Origin of the sequence: Pedococcus sp. 2YAF34 (assembly GCF_052114585.1) — a bacterium.
Classification (GTDB): Bacteria; Actinomycetota; Actinomycetes; order Actinomycetales; family Dermatophilaceae; genus Pedococcus.
On record NZ_JBFRFA010000001.1, the window covers coordinates 183,224 to 206,244 of the forward strand.

General features: G+C 72.9%; 20 protein-coding genes. 7 read left to right on the top strand and 13 right to left on the bottom strand.

The window, feature by feature from the left end; all coding sequences use genetic code 11:
- Positions 1-38: 38 nt before the first annotated feature.
- Positions 39-1,325, bottom strand: a complete 1,287-nt coding sequence (locus AB4Z02_RS00910) for an MFS transporter (protein WP_441968546.1) — start codon at positions 1,323-1,325, stop codon at positions 39-41.
- 130 nt (positions 1,326-1,455) lie between these two features.
- On the opposite strand from AB4Z02_RS00910, the gene AB4Z02_RS00915 reads away from it, so the two are divergent.
- The 3 genes from AB4Z02_RS00915 (at position 1,456) to AB4Z02_RS00925 (ending at position 4,076) form a co-directional block, all read left to right on the top strand.
- The gene (locus tag AB4Z02_RS00915; RefSeq protein ID WP_056884649.1) at positions 1,456-2,376 is read left to right on the top strand and encodes a M48 family metallopeptidase; all 921 of its coding nucleotides are present in this window, start codon (positions 1,456-1,458) and stop codon (positions 2,374-2,376) included.
- 30 nt (positions 2,377-2,406) lie between these two features.
- Positions 2,407-3,024, top strand: coding sequence for a type II toxin-antitoxin system PemK/MazF family toxin (locus AB4Z02_RS00920; protein WP_441968548.1), 618 nt, complete (start codon positions 2,407-2,409; stop codon positions 3,022-3,024).
- A gap of 155 nt (positions 3,025-3,179) precedes the next feature.
- The gene (locus tag AB4Z02_RS00925; protein WP_441968550.1) at positions 3,180-4,076 is read left to right on the top strand and encodes a lysozyme; all 897 of its coding nucleotides are present in this window, start codon (positions 3,180-3,182) and stop codon (positions 4,074-4,076) included.
- A gap of 82 nt (positions 4,077-4,158) precedes the next feature.
- Here AB4Z02_RS00925 and rpsT read toward each other — a convergent pair whose 3' ends face one another.
- The 5 genes from rpsT to AB4Z02_RS00950 form a co-directional block, all read right to left on the bottom strand.
- Positions 4,159-4,419, bottom strand: coding sequence for a 30S ribosomal protein S20 (gene rpsT, locus AB4Z02_RS00930; RefSeq protein WP_345505244.1), 261 nt, complete (start codon positions 4,417-4,419; stop codon positions 4,159-4,161).
- A gap of 195 nt (positions 4,420-4,614) precedes the next feature.
- Positions 4,615-5,589, bottom strand: coding sequence for a DNA polymerase III subunit delta (gene holA / locus AB4Z02_RS00935; RefSeq protein ID WP_441968552.1), 975 nt, complete (start codon positions 5,587-5,589; stop codon positions 4,615-4,617).
- Positions 5,590-5,645: 56 nt separating this feature from the next.
- Positions 5,646-6,125: an XdhC family protein gene (locus AB4Z02_RS00940; RefSeq protein WP_441968554.1), complete on the bottom strand. Its 480-nt coding sequence runs from the start codon at positions 6,123-6,125 to the stop codon at positions 5,646-5,648.
- A gap of 52 nt (positions 6,126-6,177) precedes the next feature.
- A complete protein-coding gene (locus tag AB4Z02_RS00945; protein ID WP_441968556.1) occupies positions 6,178-8,457 on the bottom strand; it encodes an ATP-dependent DNA helicase in 2,280 nt (759 codons plus the stop codon).
- A 159-nt stretch (positions 8,458-8,616) separates the two neighbouring features.
- A complete protein-coding gene (locus AB4Z02_RS00950; RefSeq protein WP_056884653.1) occupies positions 8,617-8,856 on the bottom strand; it encodes a hypothetical protein in 240 nt (79 codons plus the stop codon).
- Between the two features lie 159 nt (positions 8,857-9,015).
- On the opposite strand from AB4Z02_RS00950, the gene AB4Z02_RS00955 reads away from it, so the two are divergent.
- From AB4Z02_RS00955 to AB4Z02_RS00965, 3 genes are all read left to right on the top strand, one after another.
- Positions 9,016-11,922 (top strand): helix-turn-helix transcriptional regulator, encoded by a 2,907-nt coding sequence (locus AB4Z02_RS00955; protein ID WP_441968558.1) that lies wholly within the window; start codon positions 9,016-9,018, stop codon positions 11,920-11,922.
- 39 nt (positions 11,923-11,961) lie between these two features.
- Positions 11,962-14,589, top strand: a complete 2,628-nt coding sequence (locus AB4Z02_RS00960) for a DEAD/DEAH box helicase (RefSeq protein ID WP_441968560.1) — start codon at positions 11,962-11,964, stop codon at positions 14,587-14,589.
- Positions 14,590-14,698: 109 nt separating this feature from the next.
- Entirely contained in the window at positions 14,699-15,439 is a 741-nt protein-coding gene (locus tag AB4Z02_RS00965; RefSeq protein ID WP_441968562.1) for a class I SAM-dependent methyltransferase, read from the top strand.
- 42 nt (positions 15,440-15,481) lie between these two features.
- Here AB4Z02_RS00965 and AB4Z02_RS00970 read toward each other — a convergent pair whose 3' ends face one another.
- The 3 genes from AB4Z02_RS00970 to hflX are packed head-to-tail and all read right to left on the bottom strand — an operon-like array spanning position 15,482 to position 18,293.
- Positions 15,482-16,324 carry an NAD(P)H-binding protein gene (locus tag AB4Z02_RS00970; protein WP_441968564.1) on the bottom strand — a complete coding sequence of 281 codons (843 nt, stop codon included), beginning with the start codon at positions 16,322-16,324 and terminating at the stop codon, positions 15,482-15,484.
- A gap of 9 nt (positions 16,325-16,333) precedes the next feature.
- Positions 16,334-16,813 carry a GNAT family N-acetyltransferase gene (locus AB4Z02_RS00975; RefSeq protein WP_441968566.1) on the bottom strand — a complete coding sequence of 160 codons (480 nt, stop codon included), beginning with the start codon at positions 16,811-16,813 and terminating at the stop codon, positions 16,334-16,336.
- Positions 16,814-16,823: 10 nt separating this feature from the next.
- Positions 16,824-18,293 carry a GTPase HflX gene (hflX, locus tag AB4Z02_RS00980; protein WP_441968568.1) on the bottom strand — a complete coding sequence of 490 codons (1,470 nt, stop codon included), beginning with the start codon at positions 18,291-18,293 and terminating at the stop codon, positions 16,824-16,826.
- Positions 18,294-18,376: 83 nt separating this feature from the next.
- On the opposite strand from hflX, the gene AB4Z02_RS00985 reads away from it, so the two are divergent.
- Positions 18,377-18,994 carry a class I SAM-dependent methyltransferase gene (locus tag AB4Z02_RS00985; protein WP_441968570.1) on the top strand — a complete coding sequence of 206 codons (618 nt, stop codon included), beginning with the start codon at positions 18,377-18,379 and terminating at the stop codon, positions 18,992-18,994.
- A gap of 2 nt (positions 18,995-18,996) precedes the next feature.
- On the opposite strand, the gene dapF is transcribed toward AB4Z02_RS00985, so the two are convergent.
- The 4 genes from dapF to miaB form a co-directional block, all read right to left on the bottom strand.
- Positions 18,997-19,860 (bottom strand): diaminopimelate epimerase, encoded by an 864-nt coding sequence (gene dapF, locus AB4Z02_RS00990; protein ID WP_441968572.1) that lies wholly within the window; start codon positions 19,858-19,860, stop codon positions 18,997-18,999.
- The gene (miaA, locus tag AB4Z02_RS00995) at positions 19,853-20,782 is read right to left on the bottom strand and encodes a tRNA (adenosine(37)-N6)-dimethylallyltransferase MiaA (RefSeq protein ID WP_441968574.1); all 930 of its coding nucleotides are present in this window, start codon (positions 20,780-20,782) and stop codon (positions 19,853-19,855) included. Before miaA ends, dapF begins: the two co-directional genes overlap by 8 nt.
- 10 nt (positions 20,783-20,792) lie before the next feature.
- Positions 20,793-21,389: a peptide deformylase gene (def, locus tag AB4Z02_RS01000; RefSeq protein WP_441968576.1), complete on the bottom strand. Its 597-nt coding sequence runs from the start codon at positions 21,387-21,389 to the stop codon at positions 20,793-20,795.
- Between the two features lie 98 nt (positions 21,390-21,487).
- Positions 21,488-23,008, bottom strand: a complete 1,521-nt coding sequence (miaB, locus tag AB4Z02_RS01005) for a tRNA (N6-isopentenyl adenosine(37)-C2)-methylthiotransferase MiaB (protein WP_441968578.1) — start codon at positions 23,006-23,008, stop codon at positions 21,488-21,490.
- Positions 23,009-23,021 lie beyond the last annotated feature (13 nt).

Genomic DNA, 23,021 nt, shown 5'->3' on the forward strand with positions numbered 1-23,021 from the left:
CTGCGGCCGTGGCTGTCACGCCCGGCCGGCCGGCGTCGTCAGGCGGAGGCGGGCTGGGCGCCTGGAGCGGGACGCCGTGCGGAGCGACGCCCTGCGAGCCCGGATGCGAGCGCGATGCCGACACCGAGCACGGCGAGGATCGCGCCGATGCGCGAGGGCCACTCGTACCCGAGCCCGGCCGACAGGACGATCGAGCCGAGCCAGGCGCCGAGGGCGTTGGCGATGTTGAGGGTGGAGTGGTTGAGGGCGGCAGCCAGCGACTGGCCCTCGTGGGCGACGTCCATGAGCCGCGTCTGCAGCATGGGCACGAGGATGCTGGGCAGCAGCCCGAGCATGAAGACCGCGACGACGGCGAGCCACTTCGCGGCCTGGACCGCAGGACCGAAGAGCACGAGCATCACCGCGATGGTGGCCATGACGGCGCAGATGCCACGCAGCAGCCCGATCCGGGAGACGGGGCCGGACAGCATGGCACCAGCGGTCATGCCCACGCCGTAGACGGCCAGGATGAACGGGATCGCGCTGCTGCCGAAGCCGCCGAGCTCGGTCATGGTCGGGGAGATGTAGGAGAAGGTCGCGAACATGCCGCCGAACCCGACGGTGCCGATCGCGAGCGCGAACCACACCTGGGGCCGGCGCAGGGCCGACAGCTCCGAGCGCATGGTGACTCCCCCGTCGGGCGGGCAGAACGGCACCCAGCGCCACACGGCGAGCACGGTGACCAGCGCGATCACGGACACCGCGGCGTACGGCCACTGCCACCCGTAGGCCTGCCCGATGCGGGTGGTCACGGGGACCCCCACGATGTTGGCCACGGTGAGCCCGGTGATCATCATCGACACCGCCCACGTGCGGCGGTGGGCGGGGACGAGGGAGGCGGCGACGAGCGAGCCCACACCGAAGTAGGCGCCGTGCGGCAGCCCGGACAGGAACCGGGCTCCCATGAGCAGGCCGTAGCTCGACGCCAGCGCGGAGAGGCCGTTGGCGACGGCGAAGCCACCCATGAGCCACAGCAGCAGCTGCTTGCGCGGCATCTTCGACCCCAGCGTGGCCAGGACCGGCGCGCCCACGACGACGCCGGCCGCGTAGGCGGAGACGACGTGCCCGGCGGTCGGGATCGAGATGCCGACACCCCGGGCGACCTCGGGCAGCAGGCCCATCGTCACGAACTCGGTCGTGCCGATCGCGAACCCCCCGATCGCCAGCGCCAGCAGGGCCAGGCGGGTGTGGGCTGGGCGGACGGCCGGGGCGAGGTCCTCAGCCGCTTGCTGGGTGCTCAGGAGGGCGTCCTCGACGGTCGGTGCGGTGGGAGCTGGGTCGTTCACAGCGGTGCAACGGCAGGAGCGCGGTCGAGCATTCCCGGACTGTCCCACGCCACAGGGGTCCTTCGGTGCGGGGGGCCACCGGTCGAGACATAGCATCGGTCCCGACGCCGACCGCCGAGCGAGGGGACCCATGGCCGAGCAGACGTACCACCCGACGGCGCCTCCGCCCAGCCCGTACCAGCCCGCGCCGGGCCCCTACCAGCCGTACCCGCCGATGCCCCCGAACGGCTACCGCAGGTCGGTGCGCTCGCACCTGCGCCACCCCCTCGAGAACCTGTGCCTGGTGCTCGTCATCCTCGGGTCGTTCGTCGTGTGGACCGTGTGCGGCTACGAGGTCGCCTCGGCCGTGGTGGAGCGCCGCCAGCCCGACCCGTATGCCGTGATCCTGCTCGCGGCCCCGGTCCTCATCTACTTCCTGCGTGGGCAGCTCTACGCGCAGCAGCGCCTGAACGGCGTGAAGATCAGCCCCACGCAGTACCCCGAGGCGTACCAGATGCTCCTCGACTCCTGCGCCCACCACGGACTGCCGAAGGTGCCGGACGCGTACGTCGTCCTCGGCAACGGCATGATCAACGCCGCGGCCTCGGGGCACGGGTTCCGCCGGTTCATCTTCATCTACAGCGACCTGTTCGAGATCGGCGGCCAGGCCCGCAACCCCGATGCGCTGCGCTTCATCATCGGCCACGAGGTGGGTCACATCGCGGCCGGCCACACCAGCTACTGGCGCGTGCTGGCCATCAGCGGCGCGCAGTGGATCCCGTTCCTGGGGTCGACGCTGAGCCGCAGCCAGGAGTACACGGCCGACAACTTCGGCTACGCCCTCGTCCCGCACGGCAGCGCCGGCGCCATGGCGACCCTCGCGGCCGGCAAGTACCTCAACCGCAGCGTCGACGTGAACGCCCTCGCCGACCGGGCGACCACCGAGCGCGGGTTCTTCGTGTGGCTGGTCAACGCCCTCGCCAGCCACCCCGTGCTGCTGTGGCGCTCGCACGCCCTGCGAGACCGCCGCCGACCGGGCCGGCTGCTGTGGCGTCCAAAGGACCGTGCCTGAGCACTGCATGCTCCGGGTAGCGTGACGGCCATGGCGCGACGCGGACTCGGTGAGCAGCTGGCCCAGGTCGTCGGGCGGGCGGCGCGCGACGGCATACGGGCGTGGCTGCGCAGCAGGACCCGCAGGCCCTCGACGCCTGCGACGGGTGGACGCCCCCCGCACCCCGCACCATCCCCGCGTCCCGCCGCGCCTCGGCCGGGCGACCGCCCTCGTAGCCGGGCGACCGGTGGTGCCACCGCGCCGCATGCCTACCCGGGCGACTTCACCGGGGTCCCCGACCTCGTCTACGCGGCCAACCCCGACGGCCGCCCCGACCCGGGCGAGATCGTGTGGACCTGGGTGCCCTACGAGGAGGACCACCAGCAGGGCAAGGACCGGCCCGTCCTGCTCGTCGGCCACGACGGCGACGGGCTGCTGGGGCTCATGCTCACCAGCAAGGACCACGACCGCGACGCCGACCAGGAGGCGCGGTACGGACGGCACTGGCTGGACATCGGCTCCGGCGCCTGGGACCGCGACGGACGTCCCAGCGAGGTCCGGCTCGACCGGGTACTGCGCGTGGACCCGGCCGCGGTGCGCCGCGAGGGCGCCACGCTCGACCGGGCGCGGTTCGAGGAGGTCGCCGCCGCGGTGCGGGCACTGGGCTGACCCCCGCGCCAGCGCCCGAGGAGCGGCCGGACCTTGGTCGAGTCTTGCCCTGCCGCAGGGGAACCCGGCACGCTGGCTTGACCCGTGCCCGCAGAGGCAGTTTGTACCTTGTGCGGGGCCGCGCCCGCGGCCCCAGGACCTCAAGGGGAACCACCATGACGCGACCTCGCTGTCGCCCCGCCGCTGTGCTCGCCGCGGCCGTCGCCGCGATGCTGCTCACCGCCTCTGCAACGGCAGCTGCCGCGGCCGGCGCGGATGGCTCGACCGCCCCGGCCTCCTCGGCCGCCGCGACCGCGCACCAACCGAACCAGTCGGCCCGCTCGGCGGGCATCCGCTCGGGTGGCGACGCCTGGATGGGCTGGTCGCAGGACGGCAGCGGGCGTCCCGCGCCCTCACCCCGCCAGGCCTCGCAGGCGTCCACCTTGGCCGCCGCCGCCCAGACCTCGGGCATCGACGTCTCCAAGTGGCAGGGCAACGTCGACTGGGCCTCCTACTGGGGCCAGGGCAAGCGTTTCGCCTACGTCAAGGCGACCGAGGGCACGACCTACCAGAACTCCTACTTCGCCCAGCAGTACAACGGCTCCTACAACGTCGGCATGATCCGTGGCTCGTACCACTTCGCCCTGCCCGACAACTCGACCGGGACCGCGCAGGCCGACTGGTTCGTGAACCACGGCGGCGGCTGGTCCGGCGACGGCAGGACCCTGCCAGGCGTGCTCGACATCGAGTACAACCCCTACGGCGCCACCTGCTACGGCCTGAGCCAGGCGTCGATGCGCAGCTGGATCGCGGCGTTCACCTCCCGCTACAAGGCCCGGACGGGTCGCGACGCCGTCATCTACTCCACGACCAGCTGGTGGACGACGTGCACCGGCAACACCAGCCAGTTCTCCGCGACCAACCCGCTGTGGATCGCGCGGTACAACACCTCCCCCGGCACCCTCCCGGCCGGGTGGGCCTACTACACGTTCTGGCAGTACACCGACTCCCCGCTGGACCAGGACTACTTCAACGGCGACCTCACGCGGCTCCGGGCGCTGGCCCTCGGCTGAGCAGGTAGACCCCCGAGGGGGACGACGAAGGGGCCGGTCACCTCACGGTGACCGGCCCCTTCGCGATGTCAGGGTGACTCGCTCAGAGCGAGTTGGCCTTCTTCGCCATGGCCGACTTCTTGTTGGCGGCCTGGTTGGCGTGGATGACGCCCTTGCTCACGGCCTTGTCGAGCTTGGTGGAGGCAACCTTCAGCGCCTCCTGGGTGGCCGTGGCGTCGCCGGACGCCGCGGCGGCCTGGAACTTGCGGATCCAGGTCTTGAGCTCGCTCTTGACGGCCTTGTTGCGCTCGGTCGCCGTGCGGTTCGTCTTGATCCGCTTGAGCTGGGACTTGATGTTTGCCACAGGTGTGTCTTTCTTGGTTGGTCGGTAGTTGCCGTTAGAGGGCGGCAGAAGCATCTCGGGACCGGGCGTGGGGCACCCGTGGTTGAGACGCTCTGGGTGGTGCAGCATGCGCGCACGACCATGCGCGCACGCGATGGGCAAATCTACCAGCGACTGGGCCGCTCCCCCAAAACGCGCCGCACACGCCCGTCCTGCTCAGCGGCCGGTGCGCGCTGCGGTGATGGTGAGGATGGCGCGCTCGACGGCGTAGACGGGGTCGCGGCCGCCTCCCTTGACCTCGAAGTCGGCGAGGGCGACGGCCTGGATGGACTCCGCGAGCCCCTCGGGACCCCACCCGCTGAGCCCGCGCCGGGCCTTGTCGACCTGCCACGGCGCCATCCCGAGGTCGCGGGCGACGTCGGCGGACCGCCCGCGGCCGGCGGCCCCCACCTTGACCAGCTGGCGCAGCTGCTGGGCGAGCACCGCGACGATCGGCACCGGGTCGACGCCGGTCGCGATGGCGTGCCGCAGCAGCCTCAGTGCCTCGCCGGCCTGGCCGGCGACGGCTGCGTCGGCGACACGGAACCCCGTCGCCTCCACCTTGCCGCCGTGGTATCTGGCCACGAGCTGCTCGTCGATGGTGCCGGTGGTGTCGGCGACCAGCTGCTGGCAGGCCGCGGCGAGCTCGCGCACGTCCTTGCCCACGGCCTCGATGAGCGCGCGGACGGCGTCGGGGCTGGCCTTGCGACCGGCCCTGCGGAACTCGTTGGTGGCGAAGTCGGCCTTGTCACGGTCGGACTTGATGGCCGGGGCCTCGAGGACCCTCGCCTGCGACTTCTTCAGCGTGTCGAGGACCTTCTTGCCGCGCTGGCCGGACTTGTGGGTGACCACCAGCGTCACGTCCGGCTCGGGCGCGGCGAGGAAGGCCAGCAGGTCCTCCTGCAGCTCGTCCGGCGCCTCGTCGAGGTCGTGGACCACGATGGCCTTGGCCCCGCCGAACAGCGACGGGCTGGCGTGCACGCCCACGGCGCCCGGTTCGTAGGAAGCGGCGTAGAGGCGCACCACCTCGACCTCGGGGTCGGCCGACCGCAGCTCCTCGAGGGTGGCGGCCAGCGCCCGGTCTGCGATGACCTGCTCAGGCCCGGTCACCAGGACGAGGGGCGGCACGGATCGGGTGGCGGTCGCGGTCACGGGGTCAGCCTGCCATGACCGTGCGACACGTCCCGGCGACAGTCCTGCGCCGACCGTCAGCCTCCGGGGCAGTACGCCTCCCCCGGCGCCAGGTCGGGGTGGATGTCACCCCCGCGGTCGGACACCGACGCCACCGTGGTGGCCGCGCCGCGGCGTACCGCCACGACCTCGGCGAGGATCGCCACGGCGATCTCGCCGGGGTCCTGGGCACCGATGTCCAGCCCGATGGGCGCGTGCAGGGCGGCGAGCGCCTCCTGGCTGACGCCGTGGTCGAGCAGCCACTCGCGCCGGCGCGCCTGCGTCGCACGGGAGCCCATGGCGCCGACGTACGGTGCGCCGGCGGCGAGGGCGTCGCGGATCACCGGCCCGTCGACGTCGTCGTGGTGGCTCGTGACGACGACGGCGTCGTGCTCGGGACCGACCGGCACCTGCTGCGCCGACACGGTGGTGGTCCAGCCCAACGGCCCGCACAGGGCCTCGAGCGCCTCGACGACGGGGCCGTCACCGACCAGGAGCAGGTGCGGGGAGCGTTCCATGCGACGAGTATCGCGCCCGGGCACGCCTGGGTGCCCGGGCCGCTCGTCCCGGTCAGTCGAGCTGCATCGCGGTGGCGCCGTCGGCCTCGAGGCCCAGCCCGGCGAGCCGGGCCGCCACGACGTCCTGGGGCAGCTCGAGGCTCTCGGCCAGCTCGGCCAGGGTCAGCCCGAGCTCGACCCCGTCGCGCAGCTCCTCGTCGGACTCCGGTGTCCAGGCATGTCCCTGGGTGACGGCCGTGCGCGACGAGCCGCCGGGCGGCGGGTCGGCAGCCACCGGGCGCGGGTCGGGCGCAGCGGGGCGCGGGTGCTCGGCGGCGTCCTCCCCCGTGCGCCCCATCGACGTTCCCACGACCGCACCGGTGGCGCCGCGCAGGGCGGGCTCGTGGACGGCCAGCGGCGGCGGTGCCGTCTCGTCGAGCCGCTTGAGGGCGGCCAGCACCCGGTCACGGTCGGTGGTGGGCCAGAACGGGGGCAGCGAGCGCTGCAGGAACCCTGCATACCGCGCGGTGATCATGCGGGAGTCGAGGAAGGCGACGACGCCCCGGTCGTCGGCCCGGCGGATGAGGCGGCCGGCGCCCTGGGCGAGCCGCAGCGCGGCGTGGGTGGCGGAGACCGCCATGAAGCCGTTGCCGCCCATCCGGGCGATCGCCTGCGAGCGCGCCGACGCCAACGGGTCGTCGGGGCGCGGGAACGGGATGCGGTCGATGATGACCAGCTGGCACGACGACCCCGGGACGTCGACGCCCTGCCAGAGGGTGAGCGTGCCGAACAGGCAGGTCTTCGGGTCGCGGGCGAACTGCCGCACCAGCGTGGTGATCTGGTCCTCGCCCTGGCACAGGAACCCGATCTCGCCGTCGAAGCGCTCGCGCATCGCCTCGGTGGCGTCGCGTGCCGCCCGCATCGAGGAGAAGAGCCCGAGCGCCCGGCCGCCGGACGCCCGGACAAGGGCCTCGATCTCGTCGAGGGTCTGCTCGCTGATGCCGTCGCGACCCGGTGCCGGCAGGTGCTGGGCGACGTAGGCGATGGCCTGCTGGGGGTAGTCGAACGGGCTGCCGACGTCGAGGCCGCGCCACTCCGGCGCCCCTTCGCCCCGCAGCCCCATGGTGCCGGCCACGGCGTCGAACGTGCCGCCGAGCTCGAGCGTCGCCGAGGTCATGACGACCGTGCGGTCACCGAACACCTTGTCGCGCAACAGCATCGCCACGCTCATCGGTGCCACGCGCAGGACCGACCCACGTCGTGGGTCGCGGTTGACCCAGACGACGTCGAGGTCGCGCTGCTCGAGGATGCGTGAGGAGTTCTCGAAGATCTCGTCGACCGCCGCCTGGGCGACCTTGCGGCTCCCGTCGGGCTCGACGCCCTTCTCGGGCTTGAGCTCGGACTGCACCTGCCGGCTCGTGTCGCGCACGCGCGCCAGCGCCAGTGCGAGCGAGTCGGGGATCCCGCCGAGCTTGCCCTCGGGCAGCTCGTCGAGGACGCCCTGCAGGAACACCGCGGCGTCCTCGACGGCCTCGGCGGAGTCGGCGAGCCGGCCGGCACGCTTCGCCGCGGCACTCACCATCGAGGCGGTCAGCTCGTCGGTGATGGTGGAGGTGACGCGGTCGACGAGCTCGTGGCCCTCGTCGACGACGAGGAGGTCGTGCTCGGGGAGCATCTGGCGGCCCTCGAAGGAGTCGATCGCCATGAAGGAGTGGTTGGTGACGATGACGTCGCAGTCCTTGGCCGCCTCCCGGGACCGCTCGACGAAGCAGTCGGCCAGCGCGGGGCACTTGCTGCCCATGCACTCGTGGGCGCTGACCGAGACCTGGCGCCAGGCGCGTTCGCTGACGCCGGGGACGAGCTCGTCGCGGTCGCCGGACTCGGTGGTGTCGGCCCACTCCCGGAGTCGGACGACCTCCTGCCCGAGCCGGGAGGCCGCCTTGTCGACCTCGCCGACGCCGAACAGCCCCTCGTCCTCGTCGGGGAAGCCTCCCTCGAGCTTGTGCGCGCACAGGTAGTTGCGCCGCCCCTTGACCAGCCCGTAGGTCGGGCGGCGCCCGAGGACCGGCGTGATGGCCTCCGCCAGTCGCGGCATGTCGCGGTCCACGATCTGCGCCTGCAGGGCCAGGGTCGCCGTTGCGACGACCGCCGGCTTGCCGACCGCCTGGGCGTGCATGACCGCCGGGATCAGGTAGGCGAGGGACTTGCCGGTGCCGGTGCCGGCCTGCACGAGCAGGTGCTCGTCCTTCTCGATCGCGTCCGCGACCGCGTGCGCCATCTCGACCTGGCCGGGCCGCTCGACGCCCCCGACTCCCTGGACGGCCGCGTGCAGGAGTTCGTCGAGGGAAGCCACGCGCACAGGGTATGCCGTGGCGGCAGGCCCAGGCACCGGCGTCCCCAACCCTGCGCACGACGGCTCGCGGGCTTCGCACGCCGGCGTCCCCAGGCCCTCGCACGGCCGTGACCCCGGCGCGCGCGGCGCCGGGGTCACGGTCGTGGGTCCCGGGTCAGGTCACCTCTCGTCCACCCAGGCGGGTGCCGGGACCCCGTTCCCCGTCAGGTTGTCGCACGCGACGTACTGACTGCCCACGCGCTCGATGGCGCAGAAGGGGGTCGATGCCGGCTGGGGGTTGGAGGGCCCGGCCTCCTGCCGGGCCGCGGCCGGGAGGGTCCCGACGGCGAGCAGGAGGGCGAGGACGGGCGCGGTGGCCGAGAGGACGAAGGCGGTTCGACGGTGCTGGCTGGTGTTCACGGTGTGCTCCTGGAGTGGTGGGTGCGGAGGTGTTGTGCTGACTCCTCCACGGTCCGGCGACAGCCACCTGAGCCACATCGGGCACACCCCCTGAGGTGCGGCCCGGAACCCCCTGAAAGTCGCTTCCCCCGGGCCGCGTCGAGAGGACACACTGAGGACGTGACGCTGCCGCAGGGCGTCGCCGACGACGCCTTCGTGGGTCGTGTCGAGGAGCTGGAGGTGCTCGACTCGGCACTCGCGTCCGCGCGCGCGGGCCACGGTCGCGCGGTACTCGTGTCCGGGGACGCAGGGGTCGGCAAGACCAGGCTCGTTCACCGTGCCTGCGCGACGGCCGACGACGTCCTCGTGCTCGCGGGAGCCTGCCTGCCGCTGTCCACGCTCAGCATCCCGCTGCTGCCCCTGCGGTCGGCGCTCGCGGGCTGGGCCGAGGGCGGCGCAGACACGGCTTCCCAGGGCTTGTCCGGCGAGGACGCGGCCGAGGGGCTCGACCGGTGGCTCGAGGCACGGTGCCGGCAGGGGGCGGTCGCGCTGGTCGTCGACGACCTGCAGTGGGCCGACCAGGGGACGCTGGACGTCCTGATGTGGCTCGTCTCGGGGCTCGCGAACCGGCGGCTGGCCATCCTCGCCACGGTGCGCAGGGGCGAGGTCGGCCCGGAGCACCCCATGACCCGGTGGCTCGCGGACGTGCGGCGGCTGCCGGGGTTCGTGCGGCAGGACCTCGGCCCGCTCGCCCTGGAGGAGACCAGGCAACAGCTCTCGACGCTGCTCGGGGACGAGCCGCACGACGCCCTGGTCCGGCAGGTGCACGACCGCACGGGAGGCAACGCCTACCTCAACCAGCTGCTCGTGGCCGGGCTCTCGCCGACGGCGACCAGCCTGTCCGGCAGGGCGTTGCCCGAGGACCTGACCTCCGCCGTGCTCAGGGCCTGGCTCCAGCTGTCACCGGCCGCTCGAGAGCTCACCCGGGTGCTGGCAGTCGGCGGCACCGTGGCGAGGGGGCCGACCCTCGCCACGGCTTCCCGGCTGGCCGGCGTCGAGGACGCCGGGCCCTTGCTGCGGGAGTGCGTGGAGGCGGGCATCCTCGACGTGCACGACTCCGACGGCTACTGGTTCCACCACCCGCTGCAGGCGGAGGCGCTGGAGGCGGGACTGGCTGCGCCCGAACGCACCAGGCTGCACGCCGCGTTCGCCGAGGCCCTCTGCGACAGGCACCACAAGGAGGCTGCCGACCTGGCGACCGCCATCCTCATGACCGACCACCTCCACCGGGCCGGTGACGAGGACGGCACGTACGCCTGGGCCGTGCGGGCTGCCGACGCCGCCGAGCACGACGGCTCGTGGGGCGACGTGGTGCGTCTGCTGCACCGCGCCGTCGAGGCCTTGGCGGAGCTGGGTCGACCCGAGACCGAGGCCTGCGCCCTGTGGGAGAGGCTTCGGGACGCGTCCCTCCGCGCTGGGGACCTCGACGGCGAGCTGGAGGCCACCGAGGCCCTCCTCGACCACACTGCCCCCGAGGCCCGCGTGGCGGCAGAGCTGGTGGTCCGGCGCCAGCACCTGCGCTTCATGACCGGTCGCGGCTTCTTCGACCGCGAGGAGCTGGCGCGGGCGGTCGAGCTCTCCGGCACCGCACCCGACTCCTGGCAGCACGCGTTCGCGCTGGCCGAGGCGGCCCACGCGGCACTGTGGGCCGAGGACCCCGCGGCGCCGGGGATGGCGGTCGAGTCCCTTGCCCGGGCGAGGGCCTGCGGCCACCCGCGCGCGCTGTCCTACGCCCTCACGGCGAACGCCATGCACGCCGTCATCACCGAGGACATGGCGAGGGGACGGGCGTGGGGGTCGGAGGGTGTGGCGTGCGCCGCCCTCGCCGGCGACGGCTTCGCCTTCGGCCACGCGACCATGTGGGAGGCCAACGCCATGGGCGGCCCGGCCGACCCGCGCTGGGGCGCCAGCGTGGCCGCACGCCGGTCCCAGGGCGAGGACCTCGGGCTCCCCCACCCGTACCTGGCGTGGTTGGCGGTCGGCGAGGCCCAGGGAGAGCTGCAGCGCGGGAGCTGGAGGGCCTGTCAGGCGCTGCTGCGCTCCGCCCTCGGTCGCACCCCTGGAGCGCTCGTCGACGTCGGCGCCCGCCTGCAGGCAGCAGAGCTCGCCGCGCTGCAGGGACGGGTGCACGAGGCGCAGGGCCACCTCGCCCGGGCCGACGAGCTGTTCGCCGAGACCTCCACCTTCCTCCCCTTCGAGTTCGACGCCGTGCGGGCCAGGGTGCGGCTCGCCGCAGGCGACCTGCGAGGGTGCGTCGACGCCGCGCTGGTAGGGGCGACCACGCCCGGCGTCTCCCCCACCATGGCGGAGTGGCTGCTGCCCCTGGCCGTCCGTGCGCTGGCCGACCTGGCCCAGGAGCAACGCGACGCCCGCGCCGACCCTGGACCGCTGGTGCGCGAGGTGGACGCGCTGGAGCAGCGCTTCCCCCACACCATCCAGGACGCCGGTGGCGACGAGGCCTACTACCGACAGCTCGAGGGGCTCGACGCGCTGTACGCCGCGGAACGGGGCCGCGCGCGGCTCGCGCCCGACCGGGTCCACGCGTGGGAGGTGACGGCGGACCTGCTCCGGGACGTGCTGCCGTGGGACGAGTGCTACGCGCGGTGGCGGCTGGCCGAGGCGCTCTTCGACGCGGGTCCCACCCGTCGGGGCGAGGCCGTCGAGGCCCTGCGCCGGGCCCAGCAGCTCGCGCTCGACCTGCAGGCGGTCCCCATCCTCGAGCGGGTGGCCTCGCTCGCCAGGTCGGCCCGCGTGCCCCTGGCCGAGCCCTTGGTGACCGCGGCCGTGGACGGACGACCGCACGCGGGTGCGCACCTGACCGCCCGAGAGGAGGAGGTGCTGGCGCACGTCGTGGCGGGGCGGACCTACGGGGAGATCGCCCGGACGCTGGTGGTGAGCGAGAAGACGGTGAGCACGCACGTCAGCCACCTGCTCGCCAAGACCGGCACGGCGAACCGCGTGGACCTCGCCCGCTGGGCGGCGCGTCGAGGAGCCGGAGCCGCCACGGTCCCCGCCACCCGGCCCTGACCCGACCACTCAGCGCGGCTGCCTGCGAGACTGTCGGCGATGAGCACCGACCAGGCAGCCGCCACCTCCCCGTCCCTGCCTGAGCTGCTCGACCACGTCGAGAAGGACCCCGACGCCGCCTACGACGCGTTCACCGCCTGGGCGCAGGACCAGGGCACCCCGCTCTACCCGCACCAGGACGAGGCGCTGCTGTCCCTGCTCGCCGGGGAGAACGTCGTCCTCTCCACGCCCACCGGCTCGGGCAAGTCGCTCGTGGCCACCGGCGCGCACTTCGCGGCCCTCGCCGACGACCGGGTCAGCTTCTACACCGCGCCGATCAAGGCGCTCGTCAGCGAGAAGTTCTTCGCCCTGTGCGAGGTGTTCGGCGCCGGCGAGGTCGGCATGCTCACCGGTGACGCCTCGGTCAACCCCGACGCCCCGATCATCTGCTGCACCGCGGAGGTGCTGGCCAACATCGCCCTGCGCGAGGGAGACCGGGCCGACGTGGGCCTGGTCGTGATGGACGAGTTCCACTTCTACGCCGAGCACGACCGCGGCTGGGCCTGGCAGGTGCCGCTGCTCGAGCTGCCGCAGGCACAGTTCCTGCTCATGTCGGCGACCCTCGGTGACATGAGCGAGCTCGCCCAGGACCTCACCCGCCGCAACGGCCGGTCGACGGCGTTGGTGACGGGTACGGAGCGGCCGGTGCCCCTCAGCTTCTCCTGGGCCATGACCCCGCTGCCCGAGACGATCGAGGAGCTGCTGTCGACCCACCAGGCGCCGGTCTACATCGTCCACTTCACCCAGGCCGCCGCGCTCGAGCAGGCCCAGGCGCTGGTCGGCCTGAAGTCAGTCATCAAGGCCGACCGCGAGGCCATCGCGGAGCGCATCGGCGGGTTCCGGTTCACCGCGGGGTTCGGGAAGACGCTGTCCCGGCTCGTGCGGTCCGGCATCGGGGTCCACCACGCCGGGATGCTCCCCCGCTACCGGCGGCTGGTCGAGCAGCTCGCCCAGGACGGCCTGCTCAAGGTCATCTGCGGCACCGACACCCTGGGCGTCGGCATCAACGTGCCGATCCGCACGGTGCTCTTCACCGGACTGGTGAAGTTCGACGGGTCGCGGCAACGGGTGCTCAAGGCGCGCGAGTTCCACCAGATCGCGGGCCGGGCCGGCCGCGCGGGGTTCGACACCAGCGGCTCGGTCGTCGTCCAGGCGCCGGAACACGTGATCGAGAACGAGAAGGCGCTCGCGAAGGCCGGCGACGACCCCAAGAAGCGCCGCAAGGTCCAGCGCCGCAAACCTGCCGACGGCGAGGTCTCCTGGACCGAGCAGACCTACGACAAGCTCGTGCACGCCGAGCCCGAGCCCCTCGTGTCGCGCATGCGTGTCGACCACTCGATGATCCTCAACGTCGTCCAGCGCCCGGGCGACCCGGTCGCGGCGCTGAGCCGTCTGCTGCGCGACAACCACGAGTCACCGCGCAACCAGGCGCGACTCGCGCGGCGGGCCATCACCCTGGGCCGGAGCCTGCTCGACACCGGTGTGCTGCACCGCGTCGACCCGCCCGGCCCCGACGGACGCACGATCGCCGTCCGCGAGGAGCTCGCCAGCGACTTCGCGCTCAACCAGCCCCTCGCCCCCCTGGCCCTGGCCGCGCTCGACGTCCTGGATCCGGAGGCGCCGACCTACGCCCTCGACGTGGTCTCGGTCATCGAGGCGATCCTCGACGACCCCCGCCAGGTCCTGCTGCAGCAGCAGTACAAGGCGCGCGGCGAGGCGGTCGCCGAGATGAAGGCCGACGGCGTCGAGTACGAGGAGCGCATGCAGCTGCTCGAGGACGTCTCGTGGCCCAAGCCGCTCGCCGAGCTGCTCGACGCGACGTTCGAGATCTTCCGGCAGAGCCACCCGTGGGTGTCGGAGGCGGCCCTGTCGCCGAAGTCGGTCGTGCGCGACATGTACGAGCGGGCGATGACGTTCACCGAGTTCGTCGCGTACTACCAGCTCGCCCGCAGCGAGGGCCTGGTCCTGCGCTACCTCACCGACGCCTACCGCACGCTGCGCCACACCGTCCCGGAGGCGCACCGCAGCGAGGCGTTCGAGGACCTGCACGAGTGGCTCGGCGAGACCGTCCGCCAGACCGACAGCTCACTCCTCGATGAGTGGGAGGCCCTGACCGATCCCGATGCCAACGCGCGGCTCGACGAGCTCGAGCGGCTGGCTGCGCATGGCGGCACCCGCGCTGGCCGCCCGATCACGTTCAACGAGAAGGCTTTTCGCGTCATGGTCAGGAACGCCATGTTCCGCCGGGTCGAGCTCGCCTCGCGCGACCGCTTCGAGGAGCTCGCCGCCCTCGAGGAGGCTGCCGCGGCGCTGCCCGAGCCCCCGCGCCACCCCCTCATGGACGAGTCGGCCTGGGACGCGGCACTCGGCGCCTACTACGCCGAGCACGACACGATCGGCACCGACGGTGCGGCCCGCGGCCCACGCCTGCTGCACCTCTCCCCCGCCACGGGCCCCGCGCCCGGCGAGAACGAGCCCGAGGGTGAGCACCGGCTGTGGCTGGCCCGTCAGACCCTGGAGGACCCCGAGGGCGACCACGACTGGGTCATCGAGGCGACCGTCGACCTCGACGCCTCCGACGAGGCCGGCGAGCCCGTCGTCCTCACGACGGCCCTGCGCCGGCTCTGACCCCGGGCCGACTCTGACCCCGGGCCGACTCTGACCCCGGGCCGACTCTGACCCCGGGCAGCCGAAACCCGGTGGACAGCAACGGTGGTCGGCGGCCAGTGTCGAGGTCGTGCACCCTGACGAGATCTGGGACGAGACGACCGCCTCCCTCTACGACACCCCCGGCGAGGGCATGTTCGCCGACGACGTCCTGGGGCCCACCGTCGACCACCTCGCGGACCTGGCGGGCACCGGCGCGGCCCTGGAGCTCGCGATCGGCACCGGCCGCGTCGCCATACCCCTCGCCGAGCGGCGCGTCCCCGTCACGGGCATCGAGCTGTCCGAGCCCATGGTGGCGAGGCTGCGCGAGAAGGTGGGCGCCGACGCCATACCCGTCGTCGTCGGTGACATGGCCACGACGCGGGCGCCCGGCGAGTTCTCCCTGGTGTACCTCGTGTTCAACACCGTCTCGAACCTGCTCACCCAGGACGAGCAGGTCGAGTGCTTCCGCAACGCGGCGCGGCACCTCTCCCCCGGCGGCGCGTTCGTCATCGAGCTGTGGGTGCCCCAGCTGCGCCAGCTCCCGCCCGGCTCCCCCGCGACGGTGTTCGCCAGCGAGCCCGGCTACGTCGGCCTCGACGACTACGACGTGCTGCACCAGCGGGTGGTCTCGCACCACTTCCGCTACGGACGCGGGCGCGAGGCCACCCACGGCATCAGCCCGCACCGCTACATCTGGCCGGCCGAGCTCGACCTCATGGGACGCCTCGCGGGGTTCGAGCTCGAGGCGAGGTATGCCGACTGGGACCGGTCCGCGTTCACGGCGGACTCCCGCTCCCACGTGTCGGTCTACCGGCTCACTGCGACCTGACCTGAGCCCCGCCCGAGCCGGTAGGGGGCAGCGAGCAGCCCCCTACCGGCTCGGGCGCTCCAGCAGCTCGCGCAGGCTCGTCGCCGGGTGGCCCGTCAGCCGCTCGACGGCGTCGCTGACGTGCTCGACCTCACCGGCGGCGATCGCGGTGTAGGTCGACACCCAGGCGTCGACCTGCCAGTCGGGGGCGCCGTACGACGCCCGTGACGCATACGCCTCGGGCACCGTCTCCGCGACGTAGCGGGTGGGCGTCCCGGTCACCTCGGTGATGGTGGCGGCGGCCTCTGCGAGGGTGAGCGCCTCGGGCCCGGTCAGGTCGTAGGTCGCGCCGGCGTGCGCCGCAGAGTCGGCGAGCACGACGGCGGCGACCGCGGCGACGTCGTCGCGGGCGACCGCGGCGACCCTGCCGTCACCGGCCGGTCCGCGGATGGCGCCGTCGGTCACCATGAGCGGCAGGAAGTCGGCGTAGAAGCTGTCGCGCAGGAAGGTGAAGGCCATCCCCGAGGCCCGGATCGCCTCCTCGGTGGCAAAGTGGTCGCGCCCCAGGGTGAAGGTGCAGTCGGCGGCCGCGCCCTGGAACGACGTGTAGACGACGTGCCGCACCCCGGCGGCGGCTGCCGCGTCGACGAAGGCGAGGTGCTGACTGCGACGGTCGACGTCCTCGGCCGCCGACACCATGAGGAGCGTGTCGATGCCGGCGAGCGCCGCACGCACCTCAGCGGTGTCGGCGTACTCGGCGCGGCGCACGGCTGCGCCGGGGACCTCAAGTGCAGCCTCCGGGCGTCGGGCCAGCAGCACCAGCCGGTCGCCGAGGTCGGCGAGCCGGCTCGCCACGGCACCACCCACCGCGCCGGTCACTCCGGTGATGCCCACGACGTCAGTCATGGGGCGACGCTACCCGCGCGGGGCGTCGCCCGCAGGCAGGGCGAGGGTCATGAACACGCTGAACTCGTCGGCGGCATACGGCCCGAACGGCCCGCACTCGACGAAGCCCCGCCGCGCGTAGAGGCGCCGGGCAGGGGCGAACTCCGCAGGCGAACCGGTCTCGAGGCTCAGCCTCGAGTAGCCGCGAGCGACGGCCTGCGCCACGAGGTGCTCCAGCACCAGAGCGCCCACGCCGCGTCCGCGGTGCTCGGCGGCGGTGCGCATCGACTTCAGCTCGCCGTGCCGGCGGTCGAGCTCGCGCAGTGCCCCGCACCCGAGCACCTCTTCGCCCTCCCAGACGCTCCAGAAGCTGAGGTCCGGGGTGCGCAGGCGGTCGAGGTCGAGGGTTTGCACGCTGTCGGGTGGAGAGTAGCGGCGCATGTCGGCCACGTGGGCAGCCAGCAGTGCCGCGACCTGCGGGGTGTCCAGGCCCCCGGAGCGGACCTCCATCGGGGTGTCGTCAGGCGGCGAAGTCGGCGAGCTCGGAGGCGAGCTCGGGGTGCACCCGGGCCTTCACGTGCGTGCCCCGCTCGGTGTGCTCGCTCGAGAGCACCTCGGCCTCCTCGTGCAGGCGGCTGACGAGGTCGCCGCGGTCGTAGGGCAGCAGCACCTCGACGTCGATGTCCGGACGGGGCAGCTCGTCGGCGATGAGCGCGCGCAGCTCGGCGAGCCCGGCGCCGGTGCGCGCCGACACCACGATGCAGTGCTTCTCGTGGCGACGGAGCCGGTCGAGCACCTCGGGGTCGGCCGCGTCGGCCTTGTTGACGACCACGACCTCCTTGACGTCAGCGGCGTCGACATCGGCCAGCACGGCCCGGACGGCGCTGATCTGGCCCTCCGGGTCGGGGTGCGAACCGTCGACGACGTGCAGCAGCAGGTCGGCGTCGGCCACCTCCTCGAGCGTCGAGCGGAACGCCTCGACGAGCTGCGTCGGCAGCTGCCGGACGAACCCCACCGTGTCGGCGAGGGTGTAGAGCCGCCCGTCCTCGGTCTCGGCCCGGCGCACCGTCGGGTCGAGGGTGGCGAAGAGCTGGTTCTCCACCAGCACCCCGGCGCCGGTGAGGCGGTTGAGGAGCGAGGACTTGCCGGCGTTGGTGTAGCCCGCGATCGCGACACTGGGCACCTCGTGCGCCTTGCGGCTCAGGCGGCGCGTGTCGCGGCTGGTCTTCATCTCCTTGATCTCGCGGCGCAGCTTGGCCATCCGCGTGTTGATCCGGCGGCGGTCGAGCTCGATCTTCGTCTCACCGGGACCACGCGAGCCCATGCCCTGGCCGCCGGCGGCCTGGCCACCCGCCTGCCGGGACATCGACTCGCCCCAGCCGCGCAGGCGCGGGAGGAGGTACTGCAGCTGGGCCAGCTCGACCTGCGCCTTGCCCTCCTTGGACTTCGCGTGCTGGGCGAAGATGTCGAGGATCAGGGCGGTGCGGTCGATGACCTTGACCTTGACGACGTCCTCCAGCGCACGGCGCTGCGACGGGGTCAGCTCGGTGTCGCAGATGACGGTGTCGGCACCCTCGGCGATAACGACGTCACGCAGCTCCTGGGCCTTGCCGGACCCGAGGTAGGTGCCGGTGTCCGGACGGTCGCGGCGCTGGACCAGCCCGGCGAGGACGGTCGAGCCGGCCGTCTCGGCGAGCGCGGCGAGCTCGCGCAGGGAGTTGTCGGCGTCCTCGGCCGTGCCCTCGGTCCACACCGCGGCGAGCACGACGCGCTCGAGGCGCAGCTGGCGGTACTCGACCTCGGTGACGTCCTCGAGCTCGGTGGACAGCCCGGCGACGCGACGCAGGGCGGCGCGTTCCTCGCGGTCGTACTGGTCGCCGTCGAAGCCTTGGCCGTCCTGGAGGCCGAGGTCGCCACCGGTCCTCGGGGTGGCGGTCTCCTCGGCGAGGGCGGCGGCGCGGAAGTCGAAGATGTCAGAGCGTGGTGTCATATCTCCCTCAGGGTCTCATTGCTGCAACCACCTGGGCGACCGCTTTATGTCCTGACACGCCACGCGCTCTACCGTTGGCCCCGATGAGCGCCGACGACCACTACTTCACCGCCGCACCGGCCAGCGCTGCCCAGCGACGCTCGATGACGGTGGAGCTCGCCGGGCGCGAGGTCACCGTGCAGACGGCCTCCGGCATCTTCAGCCCCGAGGGCGTGGACAAGGGCACCGCCGTCCTGCTGCGCGTGGCTCCTGCTCCCCCGACGGCCGGCGCCCTGCTCGACCTCGGCTGCGGCTGGGGTCCGATCACCCTCACGCTGGCGCTTCGCTCGCCAGGGGCACAGGTGTGGGGTGTCGACGTCAACGAGCGGTCCCTGGACCTGCTCCGCACCACGGCGTCCTCGCTCGGCCTGGAGTCGGTGCAGGCCTGCCGCCCCGAGGACGTGCCCGACGCACTGTCGTTCGAGGCCATCTGGTCCAACCCGCCCATCCGGGTCGGGAAGGCCGTGCTGCACGACATGCTGCTCACCTGGCTTCCCCGGCTCGTGGTCGGCGGTGCCGCCTACCTCGTCGTCCAGAAGAACCTGGGCTCCGACTCCTTGCAGCGCTGGCTCACCGACCAGCTCCCCGCAGACGCGTATGCCGTGTCCCGCTTCGCCTCTGACAAGGGCTTCCGGGTCCTCGAGGTCCGCCGCACCGCCTGAGCTCAGGCGAGGGTGGTGGTGCCGTCGGCCACCAGGGCCGCTGGGCCGGCGAGCTCGACCTCCTGGTCGGGCAGCATGCGCACGCGCAGCCGTCCCCCGAGCACGTCCACGGTCCAGGAGTCGCCGATGTCACCGGCCCAGAACCGGGTCGCGATCGCCGCGGCCGCCGCGCCCGTGCCGCAGGAGCGGGTCTCGCCGACGCCGCGCTCGCGGACGCGCATCCGCACGTGGCCGGGCCCGATCGGGCGCACGAACTCGATGTTGGTCCCGTGCTCGGGCTCGGGGTTGACGACGGGGTGGTGGTAGAGGTCGAGGTCGTCGAGGTCCACCGTCTCGGGGAGCGCGACGACGGTGTGCGGGTTGCCGAGGTCGACGCTCAGGGCCGAGAACGGGTCGTGGCCCGCGACGTGGACGAGGGCGTCGAAGCCCTCCGCGTCGGCGATGTGCGGCTGAATCAGCCGCCACGGACCGAGGTTGACCGCGATGAGGTCCGGCCCCTCGAACCGCACGAGCTTCGTGCCGGCCCGGGTGGCGATGGCGAACTCGTCGGCGGTCTCGAGACCCTCGCGACGCAGGTAGGCCGCGAAGACCCGGGTGCCGTTGCCGCACATCTCGGCGACGCTGCCGTCGGCGTTGCGGTAGTCCATGAACCACCGGGCTCCGGAGGCCTGCTGCAGCACCAGCGCCTCGGTCGCCAATGCGGTCGGTACGACGCGGATGACGCCGTCACCGCCGATGCCGGCGTGGCGGTCGGCGAGCAGGGCGGCCTGCTCGCTGGAGAGCGGCCGAGACCCCTCGAGGTCGGGCACCAGCACGAAGTCGTTCTCGGTGCCGTGGCCCTTGGTGAAGGGGGTCTGGTCAGCCATGGGCGCCATTGTCCCTGACGACGGCCAGGGCCCGCGCCAGCAGCCCGTCCCGCGCGTCGGCCGACGCGTCGAGCCAGTGGATCCGCGGGTCGGCGTTGAACCACGACTCCTGCCGGCGGGCGAACCGGCGGGTCAGGGTGGCCGTCTGCTCCTTCGCCTGCTCCTCGTCGAGCGTCCCGTCGAGCTGGGCGAGGGCCTGGGCGTAGCCGAGGGCGCGGGAGGCGGTGCGACCCCGGCGCAGCCCCAGCTCGTCGAGGCCCCTCACCTCGTCGAGCAGGCCGGCCCGCCACATGTGCTCGACCCGCGCCCCGATCCGCGCGTCCAGCTCGGGGCGGCCGACCCGCAGCCCGAGCACCACGGTCGGGCGGACGAACTCCCGCCGGGGCATGGTCGCCGAGAACGGCCGCCCGGTGAGCTCGACCACCTCGAGCGCACGCACGATACGCCGGACGTTGTTGGGCTGGATCTGCTCCATCGCGACGGGGTCCAGGGCGCGCAGGCGCTCCGCCATCGCCCCGGTGCCGAGCTCGTCGGCCTCCGCCTCGAGCCGGGCCCGGACCGCCGGGTCGGTCGGGGGGATGTCCAGGACATCGAGGGCCGCCCGGACGTACAGGCCTGACCCGCCGACCAGCACGGGCCGCGCCCCGCGCCGGCAGATGGAGTCGATGTCGGCGCGTGAGGCCACCTGGTAGGCAGCCACCGACGCCTCGTCGGTGACGTCCAGGACATCGAGCTGGTGGTGGGGTGTGCCGCGCCGCTCGTGCGGCGCCAGCTTGGCCGTCCCGATGTCCATGCCGCGGTAGAGCTGGCTGGCGTCGGCGTTGACGACCTCGCCGCCCAGCACCTCGGCCAGGTCGAGCGCGAGGTCGGACTTGCCCGTCGCGGTGGGCCCGACGACGGCGACGATCACCGGTGCAGGCACCGGGAGTCGCTCACAGGTCGTGCTCGTCCGGGCTGTCGTGGCCGAACGGGTCGGGGTCGACGCCCGGCATCCAGCTCTGGCCGGGGCCGCCCCAGCCGGCCTTCTTCACGGCCTTGCGGGCCTTCTTGCCCCAATTGTCGTTGAGCCGGTCGACGTAGAGGAAGCCGTTGAGGTGGTCGTACTCGTGCTGCATGCAGCGGGCGAACCACCCGGTGGCCTCGAACGAGATCTCCCGGCCGTCGGCGTCGTACCCGGTGACGCTGGCCCGCTCACCGCGCTTCAGCGGGAAGCTCTCCCCCGGCACGGACAGGCACCCCTCGACCTCCTCGTGCGGGTCGGGGTCCTCCTGCGCCGGCTTCGAGGCCGTGACGTAGGGGTTGACGATGACGCCACGGGCCGGCACGTCGTCGTCGTTGTCCATCTGCCACGTGAAGATGCGCAGGCCGACGCCGACCTGCGGGGCGGCCAGCCCCACGCCGTTGGCGGCGTCCATGGTCTCGAACATGTCGGCGATCAGCTCGGCCAGCTCGGCGTCGAACGCCTGCACGGGCTCGGCGCGGCGGTGCAGCACCGGGTCGCCCGTGATCACGATGGGGCGGATGGTCATGCGGGGAGTCTTCCAGATCGACGAGGTGGGTCGGGACGCTATCGGACGCGAGGTGTGGCGACGCCTGTTGTCCGGTCGGGGTGACTGACGGAGGGTGGCTAGCGACAGGCGGGGGCGGCGGGCTGCTGGGCGGGGCGACCCAGCCCCGGCATGCCGAGGGAGACAGCGGGCTTGCCCGGCACGGGCGAGTCCTGCGCGGCGGCCCACGCGTCGCCACCGGCCGTGCGCCGTACGGCGTAGACACCGCCCGCGAGGGCCGCATCCGCGACGAGGTGGTGCGGGGCGCCGTAGGTGACGCCGACGGTGACCATGTCGCCGGGCCGGGGCCGCTCTGCGCCCTCGGGTACGGCAAAGTGCACGAGCCGGTTGTCCTGCGCCCGGCCCGAGAGCCGGTGGGTCTCGGTGTCCTTGCGACCCTCACCGGTGGCGACGAGGACCTCGACCTCGCGGCCCTCGAGGGCACGGTTCTCGGCCCAGGAGACCTCCTCCTGCACTGCGATGAGGCGCTCGTAGCGCTCCTGGACGACGGCCTTGGGCAGCTGGTCGGGCATGGTCGCCGCGGGGGTCCCGGGGCGGATGGAGTACTGGAACGTGAAGGCGCTGGAGAAGCGGGCTTCGCGGACCACCCTCAACGTCTCCTCGAAGTCGGCGTCGGTCTCGCCCGGGAACCCCACGATGATGTCGGTGGTGATCGCGGCGTCCGGGATCTGCTCGCGGACCTTGTCGAGGATCCCGAGGAACTTGGCGCTGCGGTAGGACCGGCGCATCTCCTTCAGGACCCGGTCGGAGCCGGACTGCAGCGGCATGTGCAGCGACGGCATGACGTTGGGCGTCTCGGCCATCGCGGTGATGACGTCGTCGGTGAAGGCCGCCGGGTGCGGGCTGGTGAAGCGCACCCGCTCGAGGCCCTCGATCTCTCCGCAGGCACGCAGCAGCTTGCCGAACGCGAGCCGGTCGCCGAACTCGACGCCGTAGGTGTTGACGTTCTGGCCCAGCAGGGTGACCTCGACGACGCCCTGCTCGACGAGCGCCTGCACCTCGGCCAGGACGTCGCCGGGACGCCGGTCGGCCTCCTTGCCGCGCAGGCTCGGCACGATGCAGAACGTGCAGGTGTTGTTGCAGCCCACCGAGATCGAGACCCAGCCGGCATAGGCGGAGTCGCGTCGGGTGGGCAGGGTGCTGGGGAACACCTCGAGGCTCTCGAGGATCTCGACCTGGGCCTCGCGGTTGTGGCGGGCACGGTCGAGAAGCGCCGGGAGGCTGCCGATGTTGTGGGTGCCGAAGACCACGTCGACCCAGGGCGCCCGCGCGACGATGGTGTCGCGGTCCTTCTGGGCCATGCAGCCACCGACGGCGATCTGCATGTCGGGGTTCGCGGTCTTCGCCGGTCGCAGCTGCCCGAGGTTGCCGTAGAGCTTGTTGTCGGCGTTCTCACGCACGGCGCAGGTGTTGAAGACGACGACGTCGGCGGTGTCGGGCCGAGCCGTCGCGGGGACGCTGTTGACGTCGACGTAGCCGGCCGTCTCGAGCAGGCCGGCGAGCCGCTCGGAGTCGTGCACGTTCATCTGGCACCCGTGGGTGCGCACGTCGTAGGTCTTCGGGGTCATCTGTGTGGTCATCGCATCGACAAGG

Bases quoted from the DNA above. Each gene is read 5' to 3' on its own strand.
- def (WP_441968576.1), bottom strand. From the start codon at position 21,389: ATGACCATCCGCCCCATCGTGATCACGGGCGACCCGGTGCTGCACCGC.
- AB4Z02_RS00915 (WP_056884649.1), top strand. From the start codon at position 1,456: ATGGCCGAGCAGACGTACCACCCGACGGCGCCTCCGCCCAGCCCGTAC.
- AB4Z02_RS00920 (WP_441968548.1), top strand. From the start codon at position 2,407: ATGGCGCGACGCGGACTCGGTGAGCAGCTGGCCCAGGTCGTCGGGCGG.
- AB4Z02_RS00960 (WP_441968560.1), top strand. From the start codon at position 11,962: ATGAGCACCGACCAGGCAGCCGCCACCTCCCCGTCCCTGCCTGAGCTG.
- AB4Z02_RS00925 (WP_441968550.1), top strand. From the start codon at position 3,180: ATGACGCGACCTCGCTGTCGCCCCGCCGCTGTGCTCGCCGCGGCCGTC.
- hflX (WP_441968568.1), bottom strand. From the start codon at position 18,293: ATGACACCACGCTCTGACATCTTCGACTTCCGCGCCGCCGCCCTCGCC.
- AB4Z02_RS00970 (WP_441968564.1), bottom strand. From the start codon at position 16,324: ATGACTGACGTCGTGGGCATCACCGGAGTGACCGGCGCGGTGGGTGGT.
- AB4Z02_RS00940 (WP_441968554.1), bottom strand. From the start codon at position 6,125: ATGGAACGCTCCCCGCACCTGCTCCTGGTCGGTGACGGCCCCGTCGTC.
- AB4Z02_RS00985 (WP_441968570.1), top strand. From the start codon at position 18,377: ATGAGCGCCGACGACCACTACTTCACCGCCGCACCGGCCAGCGCTGCC.
- AB4Z02_RS00975 (WP_441968566.1), bottom strand. From the start codon at position 16,813: ATGGAGGTCCGCTCCGGGGGCCTGGACACCCCGCAGGTCGCGGCACTG.
- miaB (WP_441968578.1), bottom strand. From the start codon at position 23,008: ATGACCACACAGATGACCCCGAAGACCTACGACGTGCGCACCCACGGG.
- dapF (WP_441968572.1), bottom strand. From the start codon at position 19,860: ATGGCTGACCAGACCCCCTTCACCAAGGGCCACGGCACCGAGAACGAC.